The organism is Cognatundibacterium aquatile (assembly GCF_014699135.1).
Taxonomy (GTDB): Bacteria; Pseudomonadota; Gammaproteobacteria; order Burkholderiales; family Burkholderiaceae_D; genus Undibacterium; species Undibacterium aquatile.
In genome coordinates, this window is sequence record NZ_JACOFT010000002.1 from 194,432 (window position 1) to 219,857 (window position 25,426).

Annotated in this window: 21 protein-coding genes and 1 tRNA gene; 12 read left to right on the forward strand and 10 right to left on the reverse strand. The window is 48.0% G+C overall.

From position 1 onward, the window contains the following. Positions 1–35: 35 nt before the first annotated feature. Complete coding sequence (locus tag H8K26_RS05285) at positions 36–3,173, reverse strand: bifunctional diguanylate cyclase/phosphodiesterase (protein ID WP_190477894.1); 3,138 nt, start codon at positions 3,171–3,173, stop codon at positions 36–38. A gap of 720 nt (positions 3,174–3,893) precedes the next feature. On the opposite strand from H8K26_RS05285, the gene H8K26_RS05290 reads away from it, so the two are divergent. Then, positions 3,894–4,508: a LysE family transporter gene (locus H8K26_RS05290; RefSeq protein WP_190477896.1), complete on the forward strand. Its 615-nt coding sequence runs from the start codon at positions 3,894–3,896 to the stop codon at positions 4,506–4,508. Between the two features lie 69 nt (positions 4,509–4,577). Here H8K26_RS05290 and H8K26_RS05295 read toward each other — a convergent pair whose 3' ends face one another. Together H8K26_RS05295 and H8K26_RS05300 are read right to left on the reverse strand one after the other, a co-directional pair. After that, positions 4,578–5,327 carry a tetratricopeptide repeat protein gene (locus tag H8K26_RS05295; RefSeq protein ID WP_190477897.1) on the reverse strand — a complete coding sequence of 250 codons (750 nt, stop codon included), beginning with the start codon at positions 5,325–5,327 and terminating at the stop codon, positions 4,578–4,580. Between the two features lie 85 nt (positions 5,328–5,412). After that, positions 5,413–7,488, reverse strand: coding sequence for a bifunctional 2',3'-cyclic-nucleotide 2'-phosphodiesterase/3'-nucleotidase (locus tag H8K26_RS05300; protein ID WP_190477899.1), 2,076 nt, complete (start codon positions 7,486–7,488; stop codon positions 5,413–5,415). 468 nt (positions 7,489–7,956) lie between these two features. Here H8K26_RS05300 and H8K26_RS05305 point away from each other — a divergent pair, with 468 nt between their 5' ends. Next, on the forward strand, positions 7,957–8,811 hold the full coding sequence (locus H8K26_RS05305) for a patatin-like phospholipase family protein (protein ID WP_190477902.1): 855 nt from the start codon (positions 7,957–7,959) through the stop codon (positions 8,809–8,811). 125 nt (positions 8,812–8,936) lie between these two features. On the opposite strand, the gene H8K26_RS05310 is transcribed toward H8K26_RS05305, so the two are convergent. After that, positions 8,937–9,479 (reverse strand): C40 family peptidase, encoded by a 543-nt coding sequence (locus H8K26_RS05310; protein WP_186885452.1) that lies wholly within the window; start codon positions 9,477–9,479, stop codon positions 8,937–8,939. A 176-nt stretch (positions 9,480–9,655) separates the two neighbouring features. Here H8K26_RS05310 and H8K26_RS05315 point away from each other — a divergent pair, with 176 nt between their 5' ends. The 4 genes from H8K26_RS05315 (at position 9,656) to greA (ending at position 15,317) form a co-directional block, all read left to right on the forward strand. Next, the gene (locus tag H8K26_RS05315; RefSeq protein ID WP_186885451.1) at positions 9,656–10,063 is read left to right on the forward strand and encodes a heme-binding protein; all 408 of its coding nucleotides are present in this window, start codon (positions 9,656–9,658) and stop codon (positions 10,061–10,063) included. A gap of 273 nt (positions 10,064–10,336) precedes the next feature. After that, a complete protein-coding gene (gene carA / locus H8K26_RS05320) occupies positions 10,337–11,491 on the forward strand; it encodes a glutamine-hydrolyzing carbamoyl-phosphate synthase small subunit (RefSeq protein ID WP_190478790.1) in 1,155 nt (384 codons plus the stop codon). A 5-nt stretch (positions 11,492–11,496) separates the two neighbouring features. Continuing rightward, positions 11,497–14,715: a carbamoyl-phosphate synthase large subunit gene (gene carB, locus H8K26_RS05325; protein WP_186897303.1), complete on the forward strand. Its 3,219-nt coding sequence runs from the start codon at positions 11,497–11,499 to the stop codon at positions 14,713–14,715. Positions 14,716–14,840: 125 nt separating this feature from the next. Beyond that, complete coding sequence (greA, locus tag H8K26_RS05330; protein ID WP_186885449.1) at positions 14,841–15,317, forward strand: transcription elongation factor GreA; 477 nt, start codon at positions 14,841–14,843, stop codon at positions 15,315–15,317. Between the two features lie 65 nt (positions 15,318–15,382). Here the strand turns inward: greA and H8K26_RS05335 are convergent, their stop codons facing one another. After that, complete coding sequence (locus H8K26_RS05335; protein WP_186885448.1) at positions 15,383–15,856, reverse strand: YhbY family RNA-binding protein; 474 nt, start codon at positions 15,854–15,856, stop codon at positions 15,383–15,385. Between the two features lie 99 nt (positions 15,857–15,955). Between H8K26_RS05335 and H8K26_RS05340 the strand changes: the two genes are divergently transcribed. The 5 genes from H8K26_RS05340 to H8K26_RS05360 all read left to right on the forward strand — a co-directional run bounded on the left by H8K26_RS05340 (position 15,956) and on the right by H8K26_RS05360 (position 21,100). Beyond that, complete coding sequence (locus H8K26_RS05340; RefSeq protein ID WP_186885447.1) at positions 15,956–16,600, forward strand: RlmE family RNA methyltransferase; 645 nt, start codon at positions 15,956–15,958, stop codon at positions 16,598–16,600. Between the two features lie 121 nt (positions 16,601–16,721). Further along, entirely contained in the window at positions 16,722–18,611 is a 1,890-nt protein-coding gene (gene ftsH / locus H8K26_RS05345; protein WP_190477904.1) for an ATP-dependent zinc metalloprotease FtsH, read from the forward strand. Between the two features lie 61 nt (positions 18,612–18,672). Beyond that, positions 18,673–19,515, forward strand: a complete 843-nt coding sequence (folP, locus tag H8K26_RS05350; RefSeq protein ID WP_190477907.1) for a dihydropteroate synthase — start codon at positions 18,673–18,675, stop codon at positions 19,513–19,515. Positions 19,516–19,581: 66 nt separating this feature from the next. After that, complete coding sequence (gene glmM / locus H8K26_RS05355; protein WP_190477908.1) at positions 19,582–20,919, forward strand: phosphoglucosamine mutase; 1,338 nt, start codon at positions 19,582–19,584, stop codon at positions 20,917–20,919. A gap of 104 nt (positions 20,920–21,023) precedes the next feature. Then, positions 21,024–21,100, forward strand: a tRNA-Arg gene (locus H8K26_RS05360). A 199-nt stretch (positions 21,101–21,299) separates the two neighbouring features. Here the strand turns inward: H8K26_RS05360 and H8K26_RS05365 are convergent. From H8K26_RS05365 to H8K26_RS05385, 5 genes are all read right to left on the reverse strand, one after another. Next, positions 21,300–22,100, reverse strand: coding sequence for a sulfite exporter TauE/SafE family protein (locus H8K26_RS05365; protein ID WP_190477909.1), 801 nt, complete (start codon positions 22,098–22,100; stop codon positions 21,300–21,302). An 18-nt stretch (positions 22,101–22,118) separates the two neighbouring features. Beyond that, complete coding sequence (locus H8K26_RS05370; protein ID WP_190477911.1) at positions 22,119–22,979, reverse strand: MBL fold metallo-hydrolase; 861 nt, start codon at positions 22,977–22,979, stop codon at positions 22,119–22,121. A gap of 23 nt (positions 22,980–23,002) precedes the next feature. Continuing rightward, entirely contained in the window at positions 23,003–23,383 is a 381-nt protein-coding gene (locus H8K26_RS05375) for a rhodanese-like domain-containing protein (RefSeq protein WP_186885441.1), read from the reverse strand. Between the two features lie 185 nt (positions 23,384–23,568). Beyond that, positions 23,569–23,760, reverse strand: coding sequence for a YgaP family membrane protein (locus tag H8K26_RS05380; RefSeq protein WP_370527155.1), 192 nt, complete (start codon positions 23,758–23,760; stop codon positions 23,569–23,571). Between the two features lie 118 nt (positions 23,761–23,878). Continuing rightward, on the reverse strand, positions 23,879–24,241 hold the full coding sequence (locus H8K26_RS05385) for an ArsR/SmtB family transcription factor (protein WP_223826863.1): 363 nt from the start codon (positions 24,239–24,241) through the stop codon (positions 23,879–23,881). 126 nt (positions 24,242–24,367) lie between these two features. Between H8K26_RS05385 and H8K26_RS05390 the strand changes: the two genes are divergently transcribed. Continuing rightward, complete coding sequence (locus H8K26_RS05390) at positions 24,368–25,426, forward strand: efflux RND transporter periplasmic adaptor subunit (protein WP_190477913.1); 1,059 nt, start codon at positions 24,368–24,370, stop codon at positions 25,424–25,426.

Below are 25,426 nucleotides of genomic sequence, written 5' to 3' on the forward strand. Positions count from 1 at the left end.
TAAGCGGGGCCGCGTCATCCGCATGTGCATCGACTTTAATCGACGGTAAGCGTGCCGGATCGTTCGGTAAGCAAACGGTTTAGTTCGTCGGCTGGTAACGGATGGCTGAGTAGGTAGCCTTGCACTTCATCACATCCATATTTCTTCAGACAGGCCAGTTGTTCTTTGGTTTCAACGCCTTCGGCGATGACCGTCAGTTGCAGGTTGTGTCCGAGCTGAATGATGGTCTTGACAATGGCCGCACCATCGGCACTGGTCAGCATATCGCGCACAAACGACTGATCAATTTTCAGCTTATCGACGGCCAACTGCTTCAGGTAAGAGAGACTGGAGTAGCCAGTTCCAAAGTCATCGATCGATAATTTGACACCCAGATTTTTTAATCCGTGCAGGATGTTTATGGTGGCGCCGACATCTTGCAATAAAATCGATTCCGTCAATTCCAGTTCAAGTTGATGCGGTGGCAAGCCAGACTTTGTGAGTGCATTGGCAACCACATCCAGAATTTTGCCACGTTTGAACTGTAATGCCGACAGATTGACAGCGACGACCGGGGCGTCAGGATAGTCGCGTAACCAACTGGCGGCCTGACGGCATGCTTCGTTCAGTACCCATTCGCCGATAGGCACGATGTGACCACTGCGCTCTGCCAGACTGATGAATTTGCCTGGCGAAATTAAACCATCCACCGGATGTTGCCAGCGCAGCAGCGCTTCTGCACCGATGATCTTTCCGCTATGAATGTCGGACTGTGGCTGATAATGAATGCGGAATTCCTGATTGCGTAATGCATGTACCAATCCACCGGTCAGCCTGATCTGTTCTGTCAGGCCAGAATTCATCTCATGCGAGAAAAAGCAATAGGTGTTACGTCCGGCTTCTTTGGCGCTGTCGACAGCTGCATGGGTATGTTTGAGCAACGTGTCGAAATCTTTCCCATCCTCAGGATATAAGCCGATACCGATAGAGCATGAAATATTCAGCGTATTGCCGTCGATATCAACAGGATCGATAAAAATATCGCTGATGGTATTCGCCATTCCAGCCACGCCGATTGCATCGCGTTTGCCAGTCAGAAGAACGACAAATTCATCGCCGCTCAGCCTGCTGATGGTAGCGGTTTCTGGTATGCACTGACGCAGTCGCTCCACGACTTTAATCAATACACGATCTCCGGTTGCGTAGCCGAGGCTGTCGTTGATGTGTTTAAAGTGATCAAGATCGAGATACAGCAGCGACACCATTGTGTTTTCATTGTCAGCGATCATTGCCGCATGTTCGAAACGGTCTTGCAGCAGTGTCCGGTTTGGCAGGTGCGTCAAGGAGTCGAAGTTGGCCAGGAAATCCAGTTTCAACTTGGCTTCGGCGTGCGCGGCGCGGGTACGCAAGTTGATAATGCCAAACGCGAGATCGTTAGCGAGTTCCATCAGCAGCCTGATTTCTTCTGCATCGAAAGCGTTTGCTTCACTGGAGTAGAGGGTGAGGGTGCCAATAGTATGTTCGTTATGAATCAACGGTAAACCTATGCTTGACCGGTAGCCACGTTGTATCGCTGCCGTGCGCCACGGCCGCATTCTTTCGTCGGTTAATACATTTTGAATTGTCGTCGGTTCACCGGTTCTGATCGCAGAACCGACCGGCCCGCTACCGAGTGCGTTGCCGCCCCAGGAAATATTGATGCCATCGAGATAGCCATTCTCGTAACCAGACTGTGCAACAGGCTTCACAGTCCGTGCATCGTCATATTCAGCATATCCGACCCACGCCATCAGATAGCCGCCACTTTCGACGCACAAGCGACTGATTTCATTGAGCAAGGTATGCTCGTCTTCAGCCCGTACGAGCGCCATGTTACAGTCGCTGAGCAAGCGCAAATCGCGATTGAGCCGTTTCAATGCCAGTTCGCTGAGTTTGCTGGCGGTGACGTCCTGCACTGTGCCGATTAAGTGCAGGACGTGTCCATCTTCCTGATAAAAAGGTTTACCACGCTCGTTGACGTATTTTATCTGCCCGTCTGTTAATAGTAAGCGACGGGTAATTTCATACGCGGTCTTGTTTTCAATGGCGTCGTTGTAACTGCGACTGAGCAAGACCCGGTCATCGGGGTGCGTCGCATCGACGAAAGAATGAGCTGAAGGCGTAAAAGTGTCGGGAGTCACTTCGTAAATACGGTACACCTCGTCGGACCAGATCACTTCGCCGGTGCTCCGGTTGATATCCCAGTTACCGATCTGCGCAAGTTGCTGGGCGATTTTCAGATTCACCTCGCTCTGACGTAATTCTGCCTGTGCTGATTGGTGCTGATCTGTGATTTGTTTTAATTTGCTTTGCATTTCTGCCAGGCGCGCGAGCACGGAACCTTGCAGGCTTTCAGTCACAGCCAATGGTTTGTTGAAGTCGCCGTTGCCGATACGTGTAATCTCTGCGTGGACTTCGCTAACCGAGCCACCCATAATGATCCTGAGGGCGCGTGAGGTGCGGTAGAGCATCAGTAGTGATAGCACTGCCAGACCAATAAAGAGAATCCTGATTAACAATGCACGATGTTCTGCGTTGCTGACTGCGTTATTGGTTCGCGCTGTCATCAAACCATAAAAATCATCGATGGGCTTCATGATCGCTGCTTTAGCGTTCAGGTAAGCAAAATCGTGCAACATCTGACTTGCTTTTTCTTTGCCATTCTCAGATTGGCGCAATTGCATTGCTTCTCGTTCAGTTTGTGTCAAACGGTCTGAAAAAACCTTCGCTTTTGACAAAACACTGAGTTCTTGCTCGGTAAAACCTGCTTCTCGCATCAATTCCAGAAGTGGCTTCGTCTGTTTGCTTTCCGCTGTCGGTGGTGTTCCTGTCGCGAGCACCAGATCCCAATAGATGCCTCCATAGTTCACTGGTCTTGGTTTTTTACCATCGCGGATATCCAGTATATCCTGATAGTACTGCGACTGCCGGCGATCACCGGAAACAACATAAAGTTGCGCCATGCGTGTCAGGTCATCAGAAGACTGGCGCAACTCATCTGCCAGAAGAAATGAGTTCAGTCGCTGTTCGTTCGCTGCATCGATTGTTTTTTCTGCGATGACGGACAGAGTGAACGTGCAGACCAGGATGACCAGTAACGACAGTGTGTACCAGATGTGGCGTTTAAACGAATTTGAATTGACAGTGGATGGCATGGGCAATCAGTTGATGTCGATTCGATAAAAAACTCAGGATTCGATGAAAATTTGATACTGAAAGGTTGTCGTAAATTTACGTTAAGTAGGAATAGTAGTGGAATCAGAGGGTAAAAAACCTAAGGTACGGATATTTTTTTGCTGGAAGCCGGAGTCATGATAAATGATGGAGGTTGGAATCATTAATATTAATTTAATAATTTCAACTTGGCTCAACCTCTTGGTTTTCTATTTATTTCAGGGACGACGTAGTTGTGAAGTGATTTTGCAGGAAATATGCAGGAACTTCATTTCTGATGTGCGATTGCGGAGGGATGCGGATAAAAAAATAGCCCGCATTAGCGGGCTTAAATCCAAACCTTGACGGTGTTGGAGGAGACAGGAGTAACTATACTGCACTGCAATAAATACGTAAAATCAAATATTTAGATAATAATCATTCATAAAATGAATAACTATCTGGTTCACTTTACTTTTCAGGCTGGTATGACAATCGATCGCGTCCGTTTGCCAGAATGAAAGCGGGCCGGTGGCGGTGCGAAGCGGAGTGCTCGTCCGCAACGAGTAATTCATTCTGATCAACGCTGTCAACAATGACCAGAATCGCTTGTTTGCCTGCAAACAAAGAAATAAAGAAATGCTTGATTGCAAGTCAGGTTTTCTTTTAATGTGTAAAGCAAGACCATTATTTGGTGTATTTGCTTAATTTAAGGATTTATCATGCTCGGCGTTACTGATTACGGCTCGTTTGTCATCGCATTTATTGTGTTACTGATTATTCCCGGGCCTGGCAATCTGGCGTTGATCACCTCGACCAGCAAAGGTGGTATCAAAGGCGGTCTGGCGGCAACGCTTGGTGTGATATTTGGCGATCAGGTCTTGCTCTGGATGGCAGTGGCTGGCGTTGCTGCAGTGCTGCATTCGTATCCGGCTGCTTTTCAGGCCGTGCAGTGGTTAGGTGCGGCGTACTTGATCTGGCTGGGATGCAAGATGTTGCTGGCCAAACCGGGTGTTGCACCGGTGTTAAACATCAAGCCGCATCATTACATGCAACAGGCGCTGACGATTACCTTGCTCAATCCTAAAGCCATCGTGTTTTATATGGCTTTTTTTCCCTTATTTGTGGATCCGGTGCGCCATCAGGGACTTATCACGTTTGGGTTTATGGCAACGACCATCGCGATTCTGACGTTCATTTATGGTTTGATTGCGGTGCTGCTGACACATTTTCTGGCGGAGCGCCTGCGTGCTAATCCGGCAGTGACCCGTGTATTGGAAAAACTGGCAGGTTTATCACTGATCGGTTTTGGCCTGAAACTCGTTTCTTCGCGTTAGACCTTGTGTCTGCGTAAAAAAAAGCCTGCGAGATGCGGGCTTTTTTTTTTGCGGAAAATTTAGCCGCTTTTACTGAAATTTATTCCAGCGCAACATGCGTTCATCGGACGCTTCTTTCAGTAAGTGACGGGCGCTGAGTTTATCGGGATCGTGGTGCTTTTTATCCCCTTCCAGTTCCATCGCAAGAGCTTGTATCGCCGGAGGAAAATCGCCTTCCGCTGAGTGTTCCAGCCATGTCCTGGCTTGTACGGGATCTTTGGCGATGCCGTCGCCATCGGCGTAGGCATTCGACAGCAGGAACATTGCCTGGGCATTGCCCTGATCGCTGGCGACTTTTAACCAGTGCACCGATTTTTGCAGATCAAGCGGTGTGCCTTCGCCGTATTTTGCCATGCGTGCCAGCATGAAACTTGCCTTGGCATTGTTTTTCGTTGCTGCTGCTTCGTACCATTTCCATGCAACCGCCAGGTTTTGGGGAAGTCCAAGTTTGGCTTTGTAGTTCGCTTCAGCGAACGCGAATTGCGCTTCGGTATCGCCAGCTTTTGCTGCTTTTTCCATCCATTGCGCTGCTTCTGCCTGTTTGTCCTGTTGTACTGCAAGGGCTAAGCCGAGTTCTCTTTGTGCTGTGACTATTCCCTGATTCGCCCATACTCTGAGAGTTTTAATGGAATCCGGGTGTTGCGCTTGTATCGCGTGCATGCCTGTCGATTCAATTTCCGCGGTGCCGGGATGGTTGTTGACGCCAGGTGTGCACGCAATGAAAAGGCTGGTGGTGCAGGTGAGGGCAGCACGGGTGATGATGTTTTTCATGGTATTCATATTATAAAAACCTGCCCCTGTTGCCAGGAGCAGGTTTACCGCTGAAATGACTACTTACAACTTTTTAATGCGGATTGCCTTGCGATTATTTGCTCAGGTCAATGGCATATTTGGCGAAACCGTTGGCATCGAGTGCGCCTTCGGATTTCACCAGGCTCAGGCCAGAATTGCCGGCGATGGCCAGTTTGCCAGGTGCTGAGCGCAGAATGACGGGACCAGCAGTCGTGGCTTTAACGAAGCTCCAGCTTTTGCCCGAGCCATTTTTTGCCAGAGTCAGTTTGCCTTGTTTTTTCACGTAATCGCTGACCACAGCCTGATTTGCGTCAGGTGATTTGATGATAGTTTTGCTGCCGTCGATACCTGGGACATTACCACCGCCTGCTGCACGATAGTCGTTAGTGGCTACGATGAAATCATCAGTGTCAGCAATAGGCTTACCTGCGTATGTCAGATTCACGATGCGGCTGCCAACGGCTTTCGTTACATCAATCTGATAAGTCAGCGCATTGTTTTCAGCGTAGAACACATCGTAGTTATAGATGGTTCCATACGATGGCACCAGATCTTGCTCTGTGGTCAGGGCAGGATTGATTTGCGCGAACTGTTTTGCGACAGTTTCCAGCCATGCTTTCAGATCTGAACCTTTGATCTTGACTGCCTGGATATTATTGTTGCCGTACAGGTAAAGGTCGCCAGGATTACGCACTTGTAAGCCGACTGGTGCCGTCGATGTCGCGGTTGGTGCGACATCGGTAAAGTCTGTCGCACCATTGCGGCCAGCCTTAAACGGCGCGCTGCAGGAGATGACAGGGATCGTTTTGTAGCTGGCGATGGTTGCGTCAGTTGAGTTGGTAATGAAATTTTTGACGTAATCGATCTGTGCCTGATTCACGATTTGAATCGCGCTGACATCGCCGACCAAAGCAAAGTAAGCAGACATTTCAAAGTCGGTTGTCGTTCCCAGAGGCTGAGTTGCGTAAGACAGAGCTGCTTTATGCTCAGTATCGACCAGCGGAGCAACAGATGCATCGGCATCAACAATTGTTGTGCCATCTTTGTATTTAAAGCCGCGCGCTTCGACGTTTGTCTGATCTTTTTGTACTACCCATTTACCACCCTGGTATTTCAATACCATCTGGATGATGCCGAGACGACGTCCCCAGCTTTGTGCCATCACGGTAGGAACGCCATTAACCAGACCTTTGACGGTATCCACCTGGCTTGCTGGTAGCGCAGCTAAGGACGCATCGATCGCCGGGCCGTTGGTTTCTTTGGCTTTTGGGAAGATCAGATGAGAGTGGCCTACCATCAGAGCATCAATGCCGGTGTTGGTCAGATGCAGGCTGGCATTTTCCATTTTTGGGCTATAGGCTGAAGCATCCAGACCGCCGTGAGATAAAGCGACGACCAGATCAGCACCTTTTGTGCGCATTTCAGGAATGTATTTGTTCGCTGTTTCGACCGCACCATTTACCATGACTTTACCCGCCAGGTATTTTTGATCCCAGTCCATGATCTGCGGTGGAACAAAGCCCATGATGCCGACATTCAGCGTAACACTCAGCGGTGAGCCGTCTGGTGTCGTTGCATTGAATTTTTTAGGAATGATGGAGTAAGGATTGAAGATCGGTTTCTGGCTGCTGACGCCGACGACGTTAGCAAGAACGACAGGGAAGTTAGGTGCGCCGCAGTTGACTGGTTTTGTAACGTCACTCAGACCAAAATCTGTGTTGGTGATCTGGCTGAGGAAATTCAGACCATAGTTGAATTCGTGATTACCGACACCGGCACCATCATATTTCAGCGCGTTCATCACTTTATGGATGGCCATCGTGCCACTGCAAGGAACTGGTGAGGCCACAGCTTGATAATCACCGAGCAATGTACCCTGAATCACGTCACCATCGTCCAGCAATACGGTATTTGGATTTTCTGCGCGTGCCGAATTGATCAGTGCGGCAGTGCGCTCAAGACCGAGGCTGGTATCCGCTTTTAAGCCGTAGTAGTCATAACTCAGAATGTTTTGATGTAAATCGGTCGTTTCAAGTAACGCGACTTTTAAAACAGTTCCCTCAGGAATCACGCTGACAGTATTTGAGCTGGTGCCGCAGGCTGTTAAGGCTAATGCTGTAAGCGGCGGTAGCCAATGGATTGTTTTCATGTTGTCTTTCTCAATTTTAGGTTCAGAAACGGTTGCCAGCGATTGCGCAATCGATTGCTAATTTCATTAAAAAATATAAATTTTTATTCTTTGTCTTCATTCCCAAAAGACCTGAGGATTATCAGTGGTGAATATGTCAATGATATGACAGTACAATATTTTCTTTTTATTAATGCACAGTTGCTTCTGAAAATTAAGTAAAAACGTGTTCTGAACCGGTCTGTTTTCTCGCTGTCCAGACGTGAGCAGGTGTTTGGAAATATAATTCGGTTCTGCAAACAAGATGTTGTTAAAGCGTTTTGCTTTAATGGTGTTGTCTTGAAGTAATTCCTTATTCAGTTTCTGACCAATCACATGCCAACCTTCTTCGTGTTTTCTGTTTTCGCATTTCAGTTACGATTTTCACAGTTCAAAAAATATACAGCGCTCTTTGCCTCGGTGTCCGCATTGAGTCTGATGAGTGCTTGTATGAGTACGCAGCCATCGGTGGTGCCGACGCCAGTGACGGCGATTCCTGTTGCTAAGGCAAACCGGCCGGTCAGGATAGGTCTGGCGCTGGGTGGTGGCGCGGCGCGTGGGTTTGCCCATATTGGCGTTATTAAAGCGCTGGAATCGCAGGGGATACAGGCTGACATCGTGGTTGGTACCAGCGCTGGCAGCGTTGTCGGGGCGATGTACGCTGCCGGTAATAATGGTTTTGCGCTGCAGAAGATGGCACTGGAAATGGACGAGGCAACGATTTCTGACTGGTCTTTACCCTTGTTTGCCAAATCCAGCGGTGTCCTCAAAGGCGACGCCTTACAAGCGTATGTGAATCGCATGGTACATCAGACACCGATTGAAAAACTTAAAAAGCCGTTTGGTGCGGTGGCGACCGATTTGTCCAGCGGGCAAGCCGTTTTATTTCAGCGCGGTAATACTGGCACGGCGGTGCGCGCATCGTCTGCGGTGCCCGCGGTGTTTCAACCAGTACGGATCAATGATCGGCAGTATGTTGATGGGGGTTTAGTGGCTCCAGTGCCGGTACGTTTTGCCAGAGATATGGGGGCCGATCTGGTGATTGCCGTCAATATCTCTCAACAACCCGAAGCGCAAAACGGCAACAGTACAATCGATATCTTGTTGCAAACAGTGACGATCATGGGACAGAGCATTAATCAGTTCGAGCTGAAACAGGCGGATGTCGTGATTCGCCCTGAACTGCCAAGCATGAAGGGCAGTGATTTTGCTGGTCGTAATCTGGCGATATTGGCGGGTGAGCGGGCTGCGATGGCAGTGATGCCTGAATTGAAGCAAAAATTAAAGGCGATGCAGGAGCGCTGATTGAAAAGGTATTGACTGGTAAATATACTCCCGGGGAGTATTTTACAAAGCCTGGTGTCGACGCTGGCGCCAGGCTTTTTTATTTAAAAATCAGGGGAAGTATATGCAGGGGGTTGAAATGCTAACTATTGCTTGGTGTCGTTGTCGTTAATGCGGCGGGCGCCGTTGAAACGATTTTTCCAGTAGGCAATATCCATGCTTTCAATCCGCACCTGACCACCAGCGGAAGGGGAGTGTATAAATTTATTGTCCCCGAGGTAGATGCCGACGTGGGAAAAGCCGCGGCGCAGCGTGTTGTAAAACACCAGATCACCAGGCTGAAGATCTTTCTGATCGATATTTTCGCCAACGCGACTGATTTCTGCGGCGGTACGGGGCAGGTTGGCACCTAAGGCATCTTTGAATACCAGGCGTACAAAGCCGCTGCAATCGAGACCGTTTTCCGGCGTGCTGCCACCACGTTTGTAGCGTATGCCCATGAAGTCCATCGCTTTCATGGTCAGATCAGAGGCACGTTGTTTGATTTCTTGCAGTTTGCTGAACGCAGTGGAGGATTCAGGGAAGGGATTGTCGCTTGCCTGAGCCTGATGGCAGACGGATAGTTGCAATGCTGCTGCGACGAGCACTAATGTGGCATTTCTTTTTAGTCTGGAAACGTTTATTAGCATCTTGGCACTTATTGAAGAAAACTGGTCAACTTTAAGCGAAGTCTTCAATAATGTAAACCTTTGGGGCGTCATTTCATGGATTGCCCCTTTTAGAAGTGAAAATTGAAAAACACTTTTTACTCCAATGAAATTAGGCATCGCGTACAATCCCCGCTCTACTAAATACGGAGCTGACTATGCAAACCAAACCTATTCTGACGCTGGATGATGTCAAAAAAATCGCGGCAGCAGCCGAGGCAGAAGCCAAAGCAAATAACTGGGCGGTGGTGATCGCGATTGTTGACGATGGCGGGCATCTGATGTGGCTGCAGCGACTGGATGGCGTGGCGCCGGTTTCTGCGCACATTGCTCCAGCCAAGGCAGCGACGGCGGCATTAGGTAAGCGTGAGTCTAAGATTTATGAAGACCTGATCAATAACGGACGCTATTCGTTCCTCAGCGCACCGCTGATTGAGGGGATGCTTGAAGGTGGTGTTCCTATTTTTGTTGATGGCCATTGCGTTGGTGCTGTTGGTGTTTCCGGCGTGAAGTCTCAAGAAGATGCGCAAATTGCCAAAGCAGGGATTGCCGCCTTAGGTTTGTAAGTGTTTATCTTCCCGTGTTTTTATTCATGGATGCTTAGTGGGTAAGTTGAAACACGGGAATTCAGGGGTTTGCAAGGGTTTATGATTTGCCTGAGAGGTGGTTTTGAGCTATAATTCGAGGGTTTAACTAATTCGAAATCTCGCCGTAGCGCCTACCCAAATTCTCATCGCTCCATTCTTATTGACAGGCCGCTCGTTTATCGTTCGGCCTGAGATAACGCAACTTGGGGCGTCGCAGCGGCGGTAACAATACAGGAGTTGCCCTTGCTGCCCATTCCGCAGTCCCTTCTTCGTTCCGGTCAGGACACCGCCATACTTGCTCTTGCCGATGGAACTATTTTCACTGGATATTCTATTGGCGCTGCCGGTCATACTCTTGGTGAAGTTGTTTTCAACACTTCCATGACTGGCTATCAGGAAATTCTTACCGATCCCAGTTACAGCTCTCAAATTGTCACCCTGACGTATCCGCATATTGGTAACACCGGTGTTAATTCTGAAGACGTTGAATCAGACAAAATCCACGCCGCTGGTCTGATTATTAAAGATTTACCGCAATTGGTTTCCAATTTCCGTTCCGAACAATCCCTCTCTGCTTATCTCCAGTCTCAAAAAATCGTTGCTATTGCCGGTATTGATACCCGCAAGCTGACACGTATCTTGCGTGAAAAAGGTGCGCAGGGCGGTGCGATTCTGGTTGGAGCAGATGCTGAAAAAGCGATCGCGCTGGCGAAATCGTTCCCAGGTCTGTCTGGCATGGATCTGGCGAAAGTTGTTTCTGCCAAGCAGGCTTATGATTGGACTGAAGCAGAGTGGGTGCTGGGTCAGGGTTATGGCCAGTTGAAAGATCCGAAGTTTCATGTGGTTGCTTTAGACTTTGGCGTCAAGCGCAATATTCTGCGTATGCTGGCCGAGCGCGGTTGCAAGGTTACCGTATTGCCCGCGCAATCCAGCGCTGCCGACGTGCTGGCGCTGAATCCTGACGGCGTGTTTTTGTCGAATGGTCCTGGCGACCCTGAGCCTTGCGATTATGCAATTGCTGCTGCCAAAGAGTTGATCGAGAAGGGCATTCCGACCTTTGGTATTTGCCTGGGTCATCAAATCATGGCGCTCGCCTCCGGTGCAAAAACACTGAAAATGAAATTCGGCCATCATGGTGCCAACCACCCGGTGCAGGATCTGGATACCAAACAGGTATTGATTACGTCACAGAATCATGGTTTTGCCGTTGATGCCGCCTCTTTGCCAGCAAATTGCCGTGTTACGCACGTGTCTTTGTTTGATGGCTCCCTGCAAGGCTTTGCGCGTACTGATAAACCAGCTTTCTGCTTCCAGGGGCATCCTGAAGCGTCTCCGGGACCGCATGATATTGCGTACCTGTTTGATCGCTTTATCACATTGATGACCACGGCAAAGACAGGAGAATAATAAAAATGCCAAAACGTAACGACATAAAAAGTATTTTGATTATCGGCGCTGGCCCTATCATCATCGGTCAGGCTTGCGAATTCGATTATTCCGGTGCACAGGCTTGCAAGGCTTTGCGCGAAGAGGGTTATAAAGTCATTCTGGTTAACAGTAATCCAGCCACCATCATGACTGATCCGGAAATGGCCGATGTGACTTACATCGAACCTATTACCTGGCAAGTGGTTGAGCGCATCATCGCTAAGGAAAAACCGGATGCGATCCTGCCGACCATGGGTGGTCAGACCGCACTGAATTGCGCGCTGGACTTATGGCGTAACGGCGTGCTCGACAAGTATAAAGTCGAACTGATCGGCGCAACTCCTGAGGCGATCGATAAAGCGGAAGATCGACTGAAATTCAAAAATGCGATGACCAAAATTGGTCTTGGTTCTGCCCGTTCCGGCGTCGCACACTCGATGGATGAGGCCTGGACAGTACAAAAGGATGTCGGCTTTCCGGTCATTATCCGTCCTTCGTTCACTATGGGTGGTACGGGTGGTGGCATCGCCTACAATCCGGAAGAATTCGAGACCATCTGCAAACGCGGTCTGGAGGCGTCGCCTACCAATGAATTGCTGATCGAGGAATCGCTGATAGGCTGGAAAGAGTATGAGATGGAAGTCGTGCGCGACAAGGCCGACAACTGCATCATCGTCTGCTCCATCGAAAATCTGGACCCTATGGGTGTGCATACCGGCGACTCCATTACTGTGGCGCCAGCACAGACTTTGACCGATAAAGAATACCAGATCATGCGTAATGCCTCATTAGCGGTGTTGCGTGAAATCGGTGTCGATACTGGTGGTTCTAACGTGCAGTTCTCGGTTAATCCGGCTGATGGTCGCATGATCGTCATTGAGATGAATCCGCGTGTGTCCCGTTCATCTGCATTGGCATCCAAGGCAACTGGTTTCCCTATCGCGAAAATCGCTGCCAAGCTGGCAGTTGGTTTTACGCTCGATGAATTGCGCAATGAAATTACTGGTGGTGCTACGCCAGCTTCTTTCGAGCCTTCGATTGATTACGTCGTCACCAAAATCCCACGTTTCGCATTTGAAAAATTCCCGCAGGCAGATAATCGCCTGACGACACAGATGAAATCTGTCGGTGAAGTGATGGCGATCGGTCGCACCTTCCAGGAATCGTTTCAGAAAGCGTTGCGCGGCTTGGAGGTCGGCGTCGATGGCATGAATGAAAAAACCCAGGATCGTGAGACTCTTGAAAAAGAACTTGGTGAGCCAGGTCCAGACCGTATCTGGTATGTTGGTGATGCTTTTGCCCAGGGTTTTACTATGGAAGAGGTGCATCAGCTGACGCATATCGACCCATGGTTCCTGGTGCAGATTAAGGATATCGTCGACATCGAATTATGGCTGGACGAACAGTCACTCGACAGCGTTGATAAAGCCCTGATGCTGCAACTGAAGCAAAAAGGTTTCTCTGACCGTCGCCTGGCAAAACTGCTGAAAACAACCGATACTGCGATTCGTGAAAAACGCCGTGCTCTGGGTGTGCGTCCAGTGTATAAGCGCGTTGATACTTGCGCCGGTGAGTTCGCCACGAATACCGCCTACATGTATTCGACTTATGAAGAAGAGTGCGAATCCAATCCGACTGATAAGAAGAAAATCATGGTGCTGGGCGGTGGCCCTAACCGTATCGGTCAGGGTATCGAATTCGATTATTGCTGCGTCCACGCTGCATTTGCGATGCGCGAAGATGGCTATGAAACCATCATGGTCAACTGCAATCCTGAAACAGTTTCGACAGACTACGATACGTCTGACCGTCTGTATTTTGAGCCGTTGACGCTGGAAGACGTACTGGAAATCGTCGACAAAGAAAAGCCAGTTGGCGTGATCGTGCAATACGGTGGTCAGACACCTTTGAAGCTGGCACTGGATTTGGAAGCGAATGGCGTTCCTATCGTCGGCACCTCGCCTGACATGATTGACGCTGCTGAAGATCGCGAACGTTTCCAGAAAATGCTGCAGGAATTGGGTTTGCGTCAGCCGCCTAATCGTACTGCGCGTACTGAGGCTGATGCGCTGGCGCTGGCACAGGAAATTGGTTACCCATTGGTTGTGCGTCCATCGTATGTGTTGGGTGGTCGTGCGATGGAAATCGTGCATGAACAACGTGATCTTGAGCGTTACATGCGTGAAGCCGTAAAAGTATCGCACGACTCTCCGGTATTGCTGGATCGCTTCCTGAATGATGCGATCGAAGTCGACGTCGATTGCTTATCTGATGGTCAGCGTACATTCATTGGCGGTGTGATGGAACATATCGAGCAGGCTGGTGTACATTCCGGCGACTCGGCATGTTCATTGCCACCATATTCTCTGTCGCAAGAAACCATTGCTGAACTCAAGCGTCAGACTGCGCTGATGGCTAAGGGCTTGAATGTCGTTGGTTTGATGAATGTGCAGTTTGCGATCCAAAAACAAGACGGTAAGGATGTTGTTTTCGTTCTTGAGGTGAATCCACGTGCTTCCCGCACTGTGCCTTACGTATCTAAATCAACAGGCTTGCAACTGGCGAAAATCGCTGCGCGTTGCATGGTCGGTCAGTCTCTGGATTCGCAGGGCATCGGCGCTGAAGTTGTGCCGCCATACTTCAGTGTTAAAGAGGCCGTATTCCCATTCGTGAAATTCCCGGGTGTTGATACTATTCTTGGCCCAGAGATGAAGTCGACTGGTGAAGTCATGGGTGTTGGTAAAACATTTGGTGAAGCTTTTGTAAAATCCCAGTTGGGTGCCGGTGTTAAGTTGCCTACCTCAGGCAAGGTTTTCCTCAGCGTGAAAAATAGCGATAAGCCGCGTGCAGTAAAAGTAGCAAAAGACCTGGTTGAGCTTGGTTTCTCTGTTGTCGCCACTCGTGGTACTGCTGCTGCGATTGCTGCTGAGGGTGTTGCAGTTTCCATCGTCAATAAAGTGGTTGAAGGGCGGCCGCACGTTGTTGATATGATCAAAAACAATGAAATTGCGATGGTCATTAACACAGTTGAAGAAAAACGGAATGCGATTACTGATTCACGTGCGATTCGTACCTCAGCACTGATTGCGCGTGCGACGACGTTCACAACGATTGCGGGCGCTGAAGCTGCAGTCGAAGGGATGCATCATTTGAATGAATTGCATGTTTATGATTTACAAGGTTTGCATAAGACCTTAAACTGATAAAAATTACAGTGTTGGGGCTCTGTGTTCTAATACTGCATCTTCGATACAGAGGTCACAAAAGATATCGCTTACGTGATGTCGGATGTGGCCTCTGTATTTTTACTTTTAAAAGTGTGAACGATATGAGTACAGTACCTATTACCAAGTTCGGTGCAGAGTTGTTGAAGCAAGAGTTACACAACCTGAAGACAAAAGAGCGCCCAGATGTGATTAACGCAATTGCGGAAGCGCGGGCGCAAGGGGACTTGTCTGAAAATGCCGAGTACGATGCTGCCAAAGAACGTCAGGCTTTTATTGAAGGTAGGATTGCTGAGTTGGAAGGTAAGCTGGGATCAGCGCAAATTATTGACCCGTCTACTTTGGATGCAGAGGGGCGCGTCGTCTTTGGTGCGACCGTACATCTGGAAGATCTTGAAACAGAACAGAAGGTCAGTTATCAGATCGTCGGAGAAGATGAGGCCGATATTAAATTAAGTAAAGTATCAATTACATCACCGATAGCCCGTGCTTTGATTGGTAAGTATTCTGGTGATGTCGTTGGCGTACAGGCGCCAGCGGGTGTACGTGAGTACGAAATTTTAGAAGTCAATTATATCTGATGGTCTTACCCGGTCTCATGCATGACCGGGTTATCTCTGCAGGGTAGATAATCCACCCTGTGCCATCATTTACCTAAGGCTGATTTTTTCGCGCTGGCTTGACGAGGTTTTGCACGTTTAACATTGCCACCTTGGGTGACGCGCTCATTACCCTTTACCATTACTTTTGAAACCGTTGGTTTTTTTGTGCCGCTTGGGCTAGGTTTGACGATAGTTACTTCACGTAAGCCTCTGCCCTTTTTAACCAGCTTGGTCTCTTTTACGCCTTCTAATTTAGGGCGGTAAATAACCAGCAACTTGCCTATGTGTTGGATAGGTGCAGCATTCAGTTCTGTGCAAATCGTATCGTACATTGCGCTACGTGCTTCGCGGTCATCACCGAAAACGCGTACTTTGATTAAGCCATGTGCATTCAGTCCTGCATCAATTTCTTTCAGAACTGCTGGTGACAGTCCGGCGTCGCCGATCAAGACGATAGGTTTTAGTCCGTGAGCTTCGGATCGGAGTTCGCTTCTTTCGGCGGGTGTAAGTTTTAACATAAATTTTCCTTGTGCATTTTATTTTTGGTGCACGATAAATACATCGCCTGGCTCAGCCAGGCTAAACACAGTTTCTTTTAAAAGCAGTATTTTACGCGAATGGCTAAGAATAAATTCAATCAAAATTGGGTTCACGATCATATTAATGATCCTTATGTGAAACTTGCACAAAAAGAGGGCTATCGCGCGCGTGCCGTTTATAAGCTAAAAGAAATAGATGAGGCTGAAAAACTGATTCGTCCTGGCCAGGTTGTCGTCGACTTAGGTGCGACTCCGGGAAGTTGGTCGCAATATGTGAGAAATAAACTCGCCGGAAAAGATGGTGGCGGCATTAATGGGGAAATCTTCGCGCTTGATCTGCTGCCGATGGAGCCTATCGCTGATGTCCAGTTCATACAAGGCGACTTCCGGGAGGATGACGTGCTGGATCAGTTGGAGAGCAGGTTGGTTGGCAGGAAAGTTGATTTGGTTTTATCGGATATGGCGCCAAATTTATCTGGTAATTCAACTGTGGATGCCGCCAGGGTTGAGTACATCATCGAATTAGCGGTCGCTTTCGCTAAGGCGCATCTGAAGCCCGGCGGTTCTTTGCTGGTCAAATGTTTTCATGGACCCAGTTACAATAATATTGTGAATATATTCAAGGACGAGTTTAAGGTTGTCATGAATAAAAAACCGAAGGCAAGTAAAGATAAATCTTCCGAAATATTTTTGTTGGGAAAAGGCTTAAAGCATCCTGATTGAGTATTTTCCTCTTGATAATCCTCAATATCGCCAGCATATGCTGGCTAGCAAGCTCTACCTATTGGGGGTAGAATGACTGATTACAGTGTCAAATGGCGTATGTTGCGTCCAAGGAGTTCTCGTGAATAATATGTTTTCAAAAGCAGCTATATGGGTAGTAGTCGCCTTAGTGCTTTTCACACTTTTCAAGCAGTTTGAGGGGAAAAGTATCGGTGCTGGTATGGCTTCTGTGCCTTATTCCGAGTTTTTGGAAGAGGTCAAAGCAAAGCATATTAAAGAGGCGACAATTGACGATGCTAATCGCACAGTCACCGCTGTCACTACAGATGGAAAGAAAATCAAATCCCAATTAACGATTTTTGATCGCGGTTTGGTTGGTGATCTGGTCAATAATGGCATTAAATTTGATAACAAACCGCCAGAGGAGCAATCTTTCCTCTCGCAAGTGTTCATCTCCTGGTTCCCTATGCTTTTATTGATTGGTGTATGGATTTTTTTCATGCGTCAGATGCAGGGCGGCGGCAAGGGGGGGGCATTTTCCTTTGGTAAGTCAAAAGCACGTATGCTTGACGACACAAATAACAATGTGACGTTCAGTGATGTTGCTGGCTGTGATGAGGCTAAAGAAGAAGTCACTGAAGTTGTTGATTTCCTGCGCGATCCCACAAAATTTCAGAAGTTAGGTGGACGTATTCCGCGTGGCATTCTGATGGTGGGACCTCCAGGTACTGGTAAGACCTTATTAGCTCGCGCGATTGCTGGCGAAGCTAAGGTGCCATTCTTTACCATTTCTGGTTCTGATTTCGTCGAAATGTTTGTCGGTGTAGGTGCGTCACGTGTTCGCGATATGTTTGAAAATGCGAAGAAACATGCGCCTTGCATTATCTTTATTGATGAAATTGATGCTGTTGGTCGTCATCGCGGTGCTGGCATGGGCGGTGGTAATGATGAGCGTGAACAAACCCTGAACCAGATGCTCGTTGAGATGGACGGTTTTGAGGCAAATTCCGGTGTGATTGTGATTGCTGCAACCAACCGCGCTGACGTACTCGACAAGGCTTTATTGCGTCCGGGTCGCTTTGATCGTCAGGTTTCTGTTGGCTTGCCGGATATTCGTGGTCGCGAACAAATTTTGAATGTTCACATGCGTAAGGTGCCTATCAGTAGTGATGTAAAGGCAGATATCCTTGCACGTGGTACCCCAGGTATGTCCGGCGCTGATCTTGCAAATCTGGTCAATGAAGCGGCGTTGTTTGCTGCGCGCCGGAACAAGCGTCTGGTTGAAATGATCGACTTTGAAGACGCTAAAGATAAGATTTTCATGGGGCCAGAGCGTAAGTCTATGGTGATGCGTGAAGATGAACGTCGGAACACCGCCTATCATGAATCTGGACATGCAGTTGTTGCTAAGCTCATGCCGAAAGCCGATCCTGTCCATAAAGTAACGATTATGCCGCGCGGGTTTGCATTGGGTTTGACCTGGCAGTTACCAGAACATGATCAGATCAGCGGCTATAAAGATAAGATGCTGGAAGAAATCTCTATTTTGTTCGGTGGTCGTATTGCTGAGGAGATTTTTGTCGGCCAGATGTCGACTGGGGCTTCCAACGATTTTTCACGTGCGACTAAGCTGGCTCGTTCCATGGTGACACGTTTTGGTATGTCTGACAGCATGGGTGTGATGGTATATGAAGACAGTCAGCAAGAAGGTTATTTCGGAGGCTCTTCTAAAACTATTTCCGAAGCTACCCAGCAAAAAGTAGATGCTGAAATTCGTTCTATTCTTGATACACAATATGCTCTGGCGCGTAAATTGTTAGAGGAAAACAGAGAAAAGGTCGAAATGATGACCAAAGCTTTGCTGGACTGGGAAACGATTGATGCTGATCAGGTGAATGACATCATGAATGGTCTTGAGCCGCGCCCACCTAAGATCGGTCAGTCTGCTGGTCGTTCGTCTTCGGATAATACATCAGGAGGTGTTTCTCCTAACGCGGCGGCACCTGCCTGACCTATTGAGTTTTAAGGCTATCCAATTAAAAAGGTGAGGAGAAATCCTCGCCTTTATTTTTATGAACAAATTTTTTCAGTGCGGACGTTATCGTTTTCCGCTTCAGGGTAATAAAGTAAAGCCGTTGGTGATGGGAATATTAAATATCACTCCCGACTCGTTTTCTGATGGTGGACGCTATTTATCTTTAGACGGTGCGCTTTCTCGTGCGGAACAGATGATCAATGATGGCGTTGATATCATTGATATCGGAGGCGAATCAACCCGTCCGGGTTCGGCTCCTCTGTCTTTGGATGAAGAGTTAAGCAGAGTAATGCCCGCCATTTTTGCATTACGCGATTGTGGTAAGCCCTTATCTATCGATACGTATAAACCTGAAGTGATGCGTGAAGCATTGCTTGCCGGTGCAGACATGATCAATGACATCAAGGGCTTTAATTCACACGATGCTATTAACGTAGTTGCAGGTACGGATGCAGGCTTATGCGTGATGCACATGCAGAATTTGCCGGCCAATATGCAAAGTCGCCCTGATTATCATGATGTAGTCACGGACGTAGAAGGTTTTTTACGGCATCGCGTCGATGCATTATTGAGTGCTGGAATAAAGCCAGAAAATATTTGTATTGATCCGGGTTTTGGTTTTGGTAAAACGCTGGAACATAACAGTACATTGTTCCGGAGTATTGACGAAATACAGACCAAGCTGGGTTTACCTATGTTGGTTGGCATCTCACGTAAAACGGTGATCGGAGAAATTACCGGAAGACCAGTTGAGCGCCGCCTGGCTGGTAGTCTTGCCGCTGCAATCGCTGCCGCAGATCGTGGTGCAAAAATTATCCGTGTTCATGACGTTCAGGAAACAGTTGATGCTTTTAATGTGTGGCAGGTATTAGGTAATTAAATAAAAAGCATGTCAGATATTCTGCCTGGATATTTTTAAGTAACTCCCGCAAATAAAATAAATAAAATGACTAGAAAATTTTTTGGTACGGATGGCATTCGTGGCAAAGTCGGTGTCGCACCGATTACACCTGATTTTGTTATGCGTCTTGGATACGCTGCGGGTAAAGTACTTGCTCAAAGTGGTTCTGAGTCACGACCGACGGTTTTGATCGGCAAAGATACGCGTATTTCGGGATATATGCTGGAGGCGTCTCTCGAAGCTGGATTTGCTGCTGCAGGTGTGGATGTCATGCTTTCTGGTCCTATGCCTACACCAGCGATCGCTTATCTGACAAGGGCTTTGCGTTTGTCGGCAGGGGTGGTTATCTCGGCGTCACACAATCCTTTTGACGATAATGGAATTAAGTTTTTCTCTGCCGAGGGAAACAAGTTGCCCGACGATGTTGAATTTGCGATTGAAGCCGAGCTTGAGAAGCCAATGCAAAGTGTCAGTTCTGAATATCTTGGTAAGGCACGACGCTTACGCGATGCGAATGGCCGTTATATTGAGTTTTGTAAAAGTACGTTTCCATCAGAACTTGATTTGCGCGGATTGAAGATCGTTGTAGATTGCGCCCATGGCGCTGCGTATGATATTGCACCCCATGTATTCCACGAATTAGGGGCGGAAGTTCTCGCTATTGGTAATGCGCCGAATGGTTTGAATATCAATGATAAAGTGGGCGCGACCGCGCCTGAGGCGCTGGCTATTGCTGTCAGAGCAAATCATGCTGATCTGGGGATTGCTCTGGATGGTGACGCGGATCGCCTGGTCATGGTGGATAGACATGGAGTAATTTACGATGGTGATCAGTTATTGTATTTAATGGTATTGGACAGGCTGGCAGTTGGCTCTGTCGCTGGTGCTGTCGGCACATTAATGACTAACATGGCGGTGGAGATTGCCTTCAAAGAGCTGGGGGTCGGTTTCACCAGAGCAAAGGTCGGAGATCGCTATGTGCTTGAGCAAATGCGCGAACGCGGCTGGATACTTGGTGGTGAAGGGTCCGGACATTTATTGTGCCTGGATAAACATTCAACAGGCGACGGTATTGTGTCTGCATTGCAGGTGTTATCAGCATTGCGTCGCACCGGAAAAAATCTGGACCAATGTTTTGATAAACTCAAATTATTTCCACAGGTATTGTTGAATGTGCGTGTCAGTCCCGGATTCGACTGGCAAAAAAATTCAGCATTGGTTCAGGAAAAAATAAAAGTAGAAGCAGAGTTGGCAGGGCGCGGGCGTGTATTGATTCGAGCTTCCGGTACTGAGCCAGTTATACGTGTCATGGTGGAGGCTGACGACAATGAATTGGCCACGACTTGCGCACGCCGCTTAGCTGCTTGTGTCGATAAAATCTGAATGAATTTTGTTTTTAGTTGTGCAGGCATTCTTGAAACTGTGGCTGATACCATGTAGTATTCAGCCTTCAGTTTTTATCTCTTCTGATGAAGACATAAGTAAGGCTGTCCATAGCTCAGTTGGATAGAGCACGAGCCTTCTAAGCTCGGGGTCGCAGGTTCGATTCCTGCTGGGCAGGCCACAACTCCCGCATATTTTCCATTCGCTTTGGTAATTCTTTCACTTGTATAAGCTTCCGTTTGATTGCCGGTGGAAGCAATCTTCATTTGTGAAAGCTCGCTTCGGAATTCGTAATATATTTGATGATCGTGCTGCTACTTCATCAGTAGAGTATATAGACGATGATAAACGAAGATCTCCAATCACAGATCGTCAGTTCTTCAGAGCACCAGTCCGCTGCCTTTGAGCAGCATACTCACTGCAACGAATAGTACAAGCCATGCAAATAGCAGTTGTATTGTTGCCTGATTGAGGCGTTTGGCGATTTGCAGTCCCCCCAATAAACCAAATGTGCTGCCGATCGTAAATGGCAATGCAACTGCCCACGGCAGACTGCCATGAAGTGCGGCCGAAGATACGCCGCTGATGGAGACCAGTGTGATCACTGCCAATGAGGTTGCCTGAATACTGCGTATATCGAGATGAGAGTGCCGTATCAGTGACGGAATGATGATAAATCCACCACCGACCCCGACTAAGCCACTCAAATATCCAGAAATAAAACCGGTTCCCGCGATCGCTCTTGCGCAACGCATGGTCCAGTGAAAACGTTGATTGTCCGCGTTTAAACTGCATGCGACATCTTGTTCATTGCGTGAGAGTTGTTTACTGCGGAATGATCGGAAAGAAATCAGCAATAAAATACATGCAAAGAGAATCAACAGCGGTTGATTAGGTATTCGCTGTGCTGAAAAAACGCCGACTGGGGCCGCCAGCATGCCGGAAATACCCATTAACACTGCAGCACGGTAGCGGACTATGCCCTTGCGCAAACCAGTGATGCTGCCGAGAGCAGCCGCAAAGCCAACGGCCATTAAACCGACAGGTGCTGCTTGTTGTACTGATAAATGGAGGCCGTAAACAAGCAGTGGAATAGAGAGCATGCCACCACCGGCACCGGTCAGCGCCAAAACAAAACCGACGACGGTGCCCAGAATGATGGTGATAAAACTCAAGTCCATAGTTGATGTTGTTGCGTTTTACAACGCGTTGATTGGTAACTTCAGATAGCTGACGTCGTTACTTTCAACGGGCGGAAATTTTCCGGCACGTATATTTACCTGCACTGAAGGCAAAATCAGGTTGGGCATATCCAAGGTTTTATCACGTGCTTCACGCATAGTGATAAACGTGAGCTGTGAAACGCCATCGTGAACATGAATATTGTTTTTACGCTCTGCCTCTACGGTCGTTACCCACATTGGAGAGCGGTTTTCCGGTGGATAGTCGTGGCAAAGATGCAGACGGGTATCGTCCGGAAGTTGAAAAATCTTTTGTATTGACTGATAAAGTATTGCCGCATTTCCACCGGGAAAATCGCAACGGGCAGTGCCATAGTCTGGCATAAATAATGTGTCGCCGATAAAAGCATCTTTCCCAGTCAGGTACGTCACACAAGCTGGGGTGTGCCCCGGCGTGTGTATGACGCGCACGGTTAATTCTCCGATCTGAAATTCCTCGCCGTCGTGAAACAGATGATCGAATTCCTTTCCTTGCGCACTGATGTCCTCAGCATTGAATATCTTTTTGAAAACACGCTGAACATCGCAAATGTGAGCGCCGATGGCGATTTTCCCACCGAGTTTCTTTTTCAGATAGGGTGCTGCCGATAAGTGGTCCGCATGCGCATGTGTTTCAAGCAGCCAGTCAACAGTCAACCCCGCTGCTTTCGCATACTGAATCAATTTATCTGCGTTAAGGGTAGAAGTTCGTCCTGATTTAGCATCAAAATCTAAAACACTGTCGACGATTGCTGCTTTTTTTGTCAGTGGATCTGTGATGATATGCGTGACCGTACTCGTCGCTGCATCAAAAAAGGAATCTATGATCGCTTCGTTCATATATTTTCTTCGGCGGAAAATCGTTACTCAAATGTTGGCAGTGCAGGGGAAACAATGCTTTTGCCTGACTGTATCCAGGCATCAAACCCACCGGCAATCGATTTTACTTGTAAGTAGCCCATCTCATGTAAAGTGCTTGCTGCTAAAGCCGCGCGTCCGCTGGTTTTGCAATAGACAACAATATTCAGATTGCGTGCCGACAGCTCAGGGCTGCCGCTCAGTTTAAACTCAAGTAAGCCGCGCGGAATATTAACTGCACCTTGCAAATGACCGGCTGCGTATTCATCCGGCTCGCGGACATCGAGCAGAATATCAGCTTCTTTTATTGCATGTTCAGCATCGGCGATGGATATTTCCTGTATCTGAGATTTTGCTGCGGCAACGAGGTCATGTGCTGTTTTCATATACTTTTTCTTTTAAGAATGATTAGTGGTGTCAACATGCCAGGCTTATTTCATCAAGTCTGGATGCATTATTCTGGATAAAAGCAGGCCATACATGACGAATCTTCGTATCACTACAACTGCCGCAAGGGTAGTGATGGTCTATCGAAATCTTGTAATGGCCTGATATCACATCATCAACGCAATTACTTTGTTTTGCAGGTACTGATGCCAAATGGCAAGTACGCTGGGCAAACACGGAAAATGCCTGTCAGCAGCGGAACAACGCCCAGCCATCCCCATGCACCGATATACCCGGCAAAGTGCGCACCTAATAAAAGTGCGCCAATAAGAATTCTGACTACCCGGTCTGCGGATCCTACGTTTATTTTCAACATGATTTACTCCTTATTTGTTTTTTAGAAAAATCAGAAACACTATAGAACTATTTCAACTATCGCGAATGAACAATTAAATAGTTTTTGCTATACATTGATCTATTTAAAACAGCTTAGGTCAATTTGACTTACCTGACAGCGCCGCAGCTTGCTCTGTCAACTGGGAAGCGACGTTATGGCACACCAGATCACATAGCGCGTAGATGGAAGGATCTGCGATCTTGTAGTACACAGAAGTTTTACGGCTTTCTCTTGTAATAATTCCATGATTTGCTAAGTTTGAAAGATGGCGGGACACATTCGCCTGAGAACAAGAGCAAATGATTGCCAGTTCTCCTACATTTTTTTCACTCGCTCTCAACGCATTCAGTATTCGTAGGCGAGTTGGTTCTGCGAGCACAGAAAAATACTGAGCAATTTGCGTTAACGCCTGATCCGGTAAGCCCTTCAACAAGGAGCATATTTTTTCATTATTGCTCATCACCATGCTCATTTTAAATAAATGGCAAATATTTAAAACTGTATTTGCGTAACTGTGCAAATAAGTATATGATCAATTCGTGCTTAATGCAATTACTAATATTATTTTGAATGAGGAAATTGAATCATGACGGGAAAATCATGGATTTATGCTTCCCTTTTGCTTGCTCTGACAGGTATGACTGCATCGGTTCTGGTAGTCGCTGGGAATCTCACGGCAGTGCCTGTACGCTCAACGAATGACGCAGTCAGTTTTGTCGCCGATGGTGTGGTGGAGGCCGTCAGGCAAACTGGTATTGCTGCGCAAATCTCCGGTGCAATTATTGATCTTCCTGTCAAAGCTGGCGATACCGTGAAAGCGGGGCAAGTGCTCGTCCGCATGGATGCAAGAGCCGCGAACCAGGAGGCGAAGGCGAGCCGGGCGCAAGTAGATGCGGTGCGCGCCAGTTTAGTTGTTGCTCAAAAAGACTATGAACGGCAAAAACAACTCTTTGCTAAAAATTACATTAGTCAGGCTCAGTTAGATCGCGCCGAATCTCAATTTCAGACCGCCAGTGCGCAGGCCAATGCTCAGATCGCCCAAGCGGGCGCTTTACAAACGCAGTCTGGATTTTATGTGTTGGCCGCGCCGTATGCGGGTGTTGTTTCTGATGTTCCCGTGATGTTGGGGGATATGGCAATGCCCGGTCGTTTGTTGATGACAGTTTTTGACCCCGTTGCGATGCGCGTGACCGCAACCGTTCCCCAGGAACGTGTTGCAGAGATTGCTGCTGAACAAAAAATTATTGTAGAAATTCCCGGCATGCCTGCTTCTCAGCGTTTGATTCCTGCAAACAAAGTCACTGTTTTGCCGATGGTGGATGCGGCAACGCACACGGTACAGGTCAGGCTGGAATTGCCGCAAAAAATATCGGGCTTAAGTCCGGGGATGTTTGCCCGCGTCAGCCTGAAAAGCAAGCCTGTGAACAGTGATGCGAATCGCTTATATGTTCCGTTGAAGTCCTTGTTTCGTCGTGCTGAGCTGAGCGCTGTCTATGTCGTCAATGCGCAAGGAAAGCCCATACTACGGCAGGTAAAGTTAGGTCCGGTGACAGGAACCGAGCAAGAGATACTCAGCGGCGTGTCGGCAGGTGAACAAGTCGCAGCAGATCCGCTTGCTGCAGCGCGTATTGCAACCTCCCGCTAA

Excerpts from the sequence above, each read along its gene's own strand:
- H8K26_RS05370 (WP_190477911.1), bottom strand. The coding sequence starts at position 22,979 with ATGAACGAAGCGATCATAGATTCCTTTTTTGATGCAGCGACGAGTACG.
- H8K26_RS05295 (WP_190477897.1), bottom strand. The coding sequence starts at position 5,327 with ATGAATACCATGAAAAACATCATCACCCGTGCTGCCCTCACCTGCACC.
- H8K26_RS05285 (WP_190477894.1), bottom strand. The coding sequence starts at position 3,173 with ATGCCATCCACTGTCAATTCAAATTCGTTTAAACGCCACATCTGGTAC.
- carB (WP_186897303.1), top strand. The coding sequence starts at position 11,497 with ATGCCAAAACGTAACGACATAAAAAGTATTTTGATTATCGGCGCTGGC.
- H8K26_RS05390 (WP_190477913.1), top strand. The coding sequence starts at position 24,368 with ATGACGGGAAAATCATGGATTTATGCTTCCCTTTTGCTTGCTCTGACA.
- glmM (WP_190477908.1), top strand. The coding sequence starts at position 19,582 with ATGACTAGAAAATTTTTTGGTACGGATGGCATTCGTGGCAAAGTCGGT.
- greA (WP_186885449.1), top strand. The coding sequence starts at position 14,841 with ATGAGTACAGTACCTATTACCAAGTTCGGTGCAGAGTTGTTGAAGCAA.
- H8K26_RS05375 (WP_186885441.1), bottom strand. The coding sequence starts at position 23,383 with ATGAAAACAGCACATGACCTCGTTGCCGCAGCAAAATCTCAGATACAG.
- H8K26_RS05315 (WP_186885451.1), top strand. The coding sequence starts at position 9,656 with ATGCAAACCAAACCTATTCTGACGCTGGATGATGTCAAAAAAATCGCG.
- H8K26_RS05305 (WP_190477902.1), top strand. The coding sequence starts at position 7,957 with ATGAGTACGCAGCCATCGGTGGTGCCGACGCCAGTGACGGCGATTCCT.
- H8K26_RS05290 (WP_190477896.1), top strand. The coding sequence starts at position 3,894 with ATGCTCGGCGTTACTGATTACGGCTCGTTTGTCATCGCATTTATTGTG.
- H8K26_RS05300 (WP_190477899.1), bottom strand. The coding sequence starts at position 7,488 with ATGAAAACAATCCATTGGCTACCGCCGCTTACAGCATTAGCCTTAACA.
- H8K26_RS05310 (WP_186885452.1), bottom strand. The coding sequence starts at position 9,479 with ATGCTAATAAACGTTTCCAGACTAAAAAGAAATGCCACATTAGTGCTC.
- H8K26_RS05340 (WP_186885447.1), top strand. The coding sequence starts at position 15,956 with ATGGCTAAGAATAAATTCAATCAAAATTGGGTTCACGATCATATTAAT.
- H8K26_RS05380 (WP_370527155.1), bottom strand. The coding sequence starts at position 23,760 with ATGTTGAAAATAAACGTAGGATCCGCAGACCGGGTAGTCAGAATTCTT.
- H8K26_RS05335 (WP_186885448.1), bottom strand. The coding sequence starts at position 15,856 with ATGTTAAAACTTACACCCGCCGAAAGAAGCGAACTCCGATCCGAAGCT.
- H8K26_RS05365 (WP_190477909.1), bottom strand. The coding sequence starts at position 22,100 with ATGGACTTGAGTTTTATCACCATCATTCTGGGCACCGTCGTCGGTTTT.
- H8K26_RS05385 (WP_223826863.1), bottom strand. The coding sequence starts at position 24,241 with ATGAGCAATAATGAAAAAATATGCTCCTTGTTGAAGGGCTTACCGGAT.
- folP (WP_190477907.1), top strand. The coding sequence starts at position 18,673 with ATGAACAAATTTTTTCAGTGCGGACGTTATCGTTTTCCGCTTCAGGGT.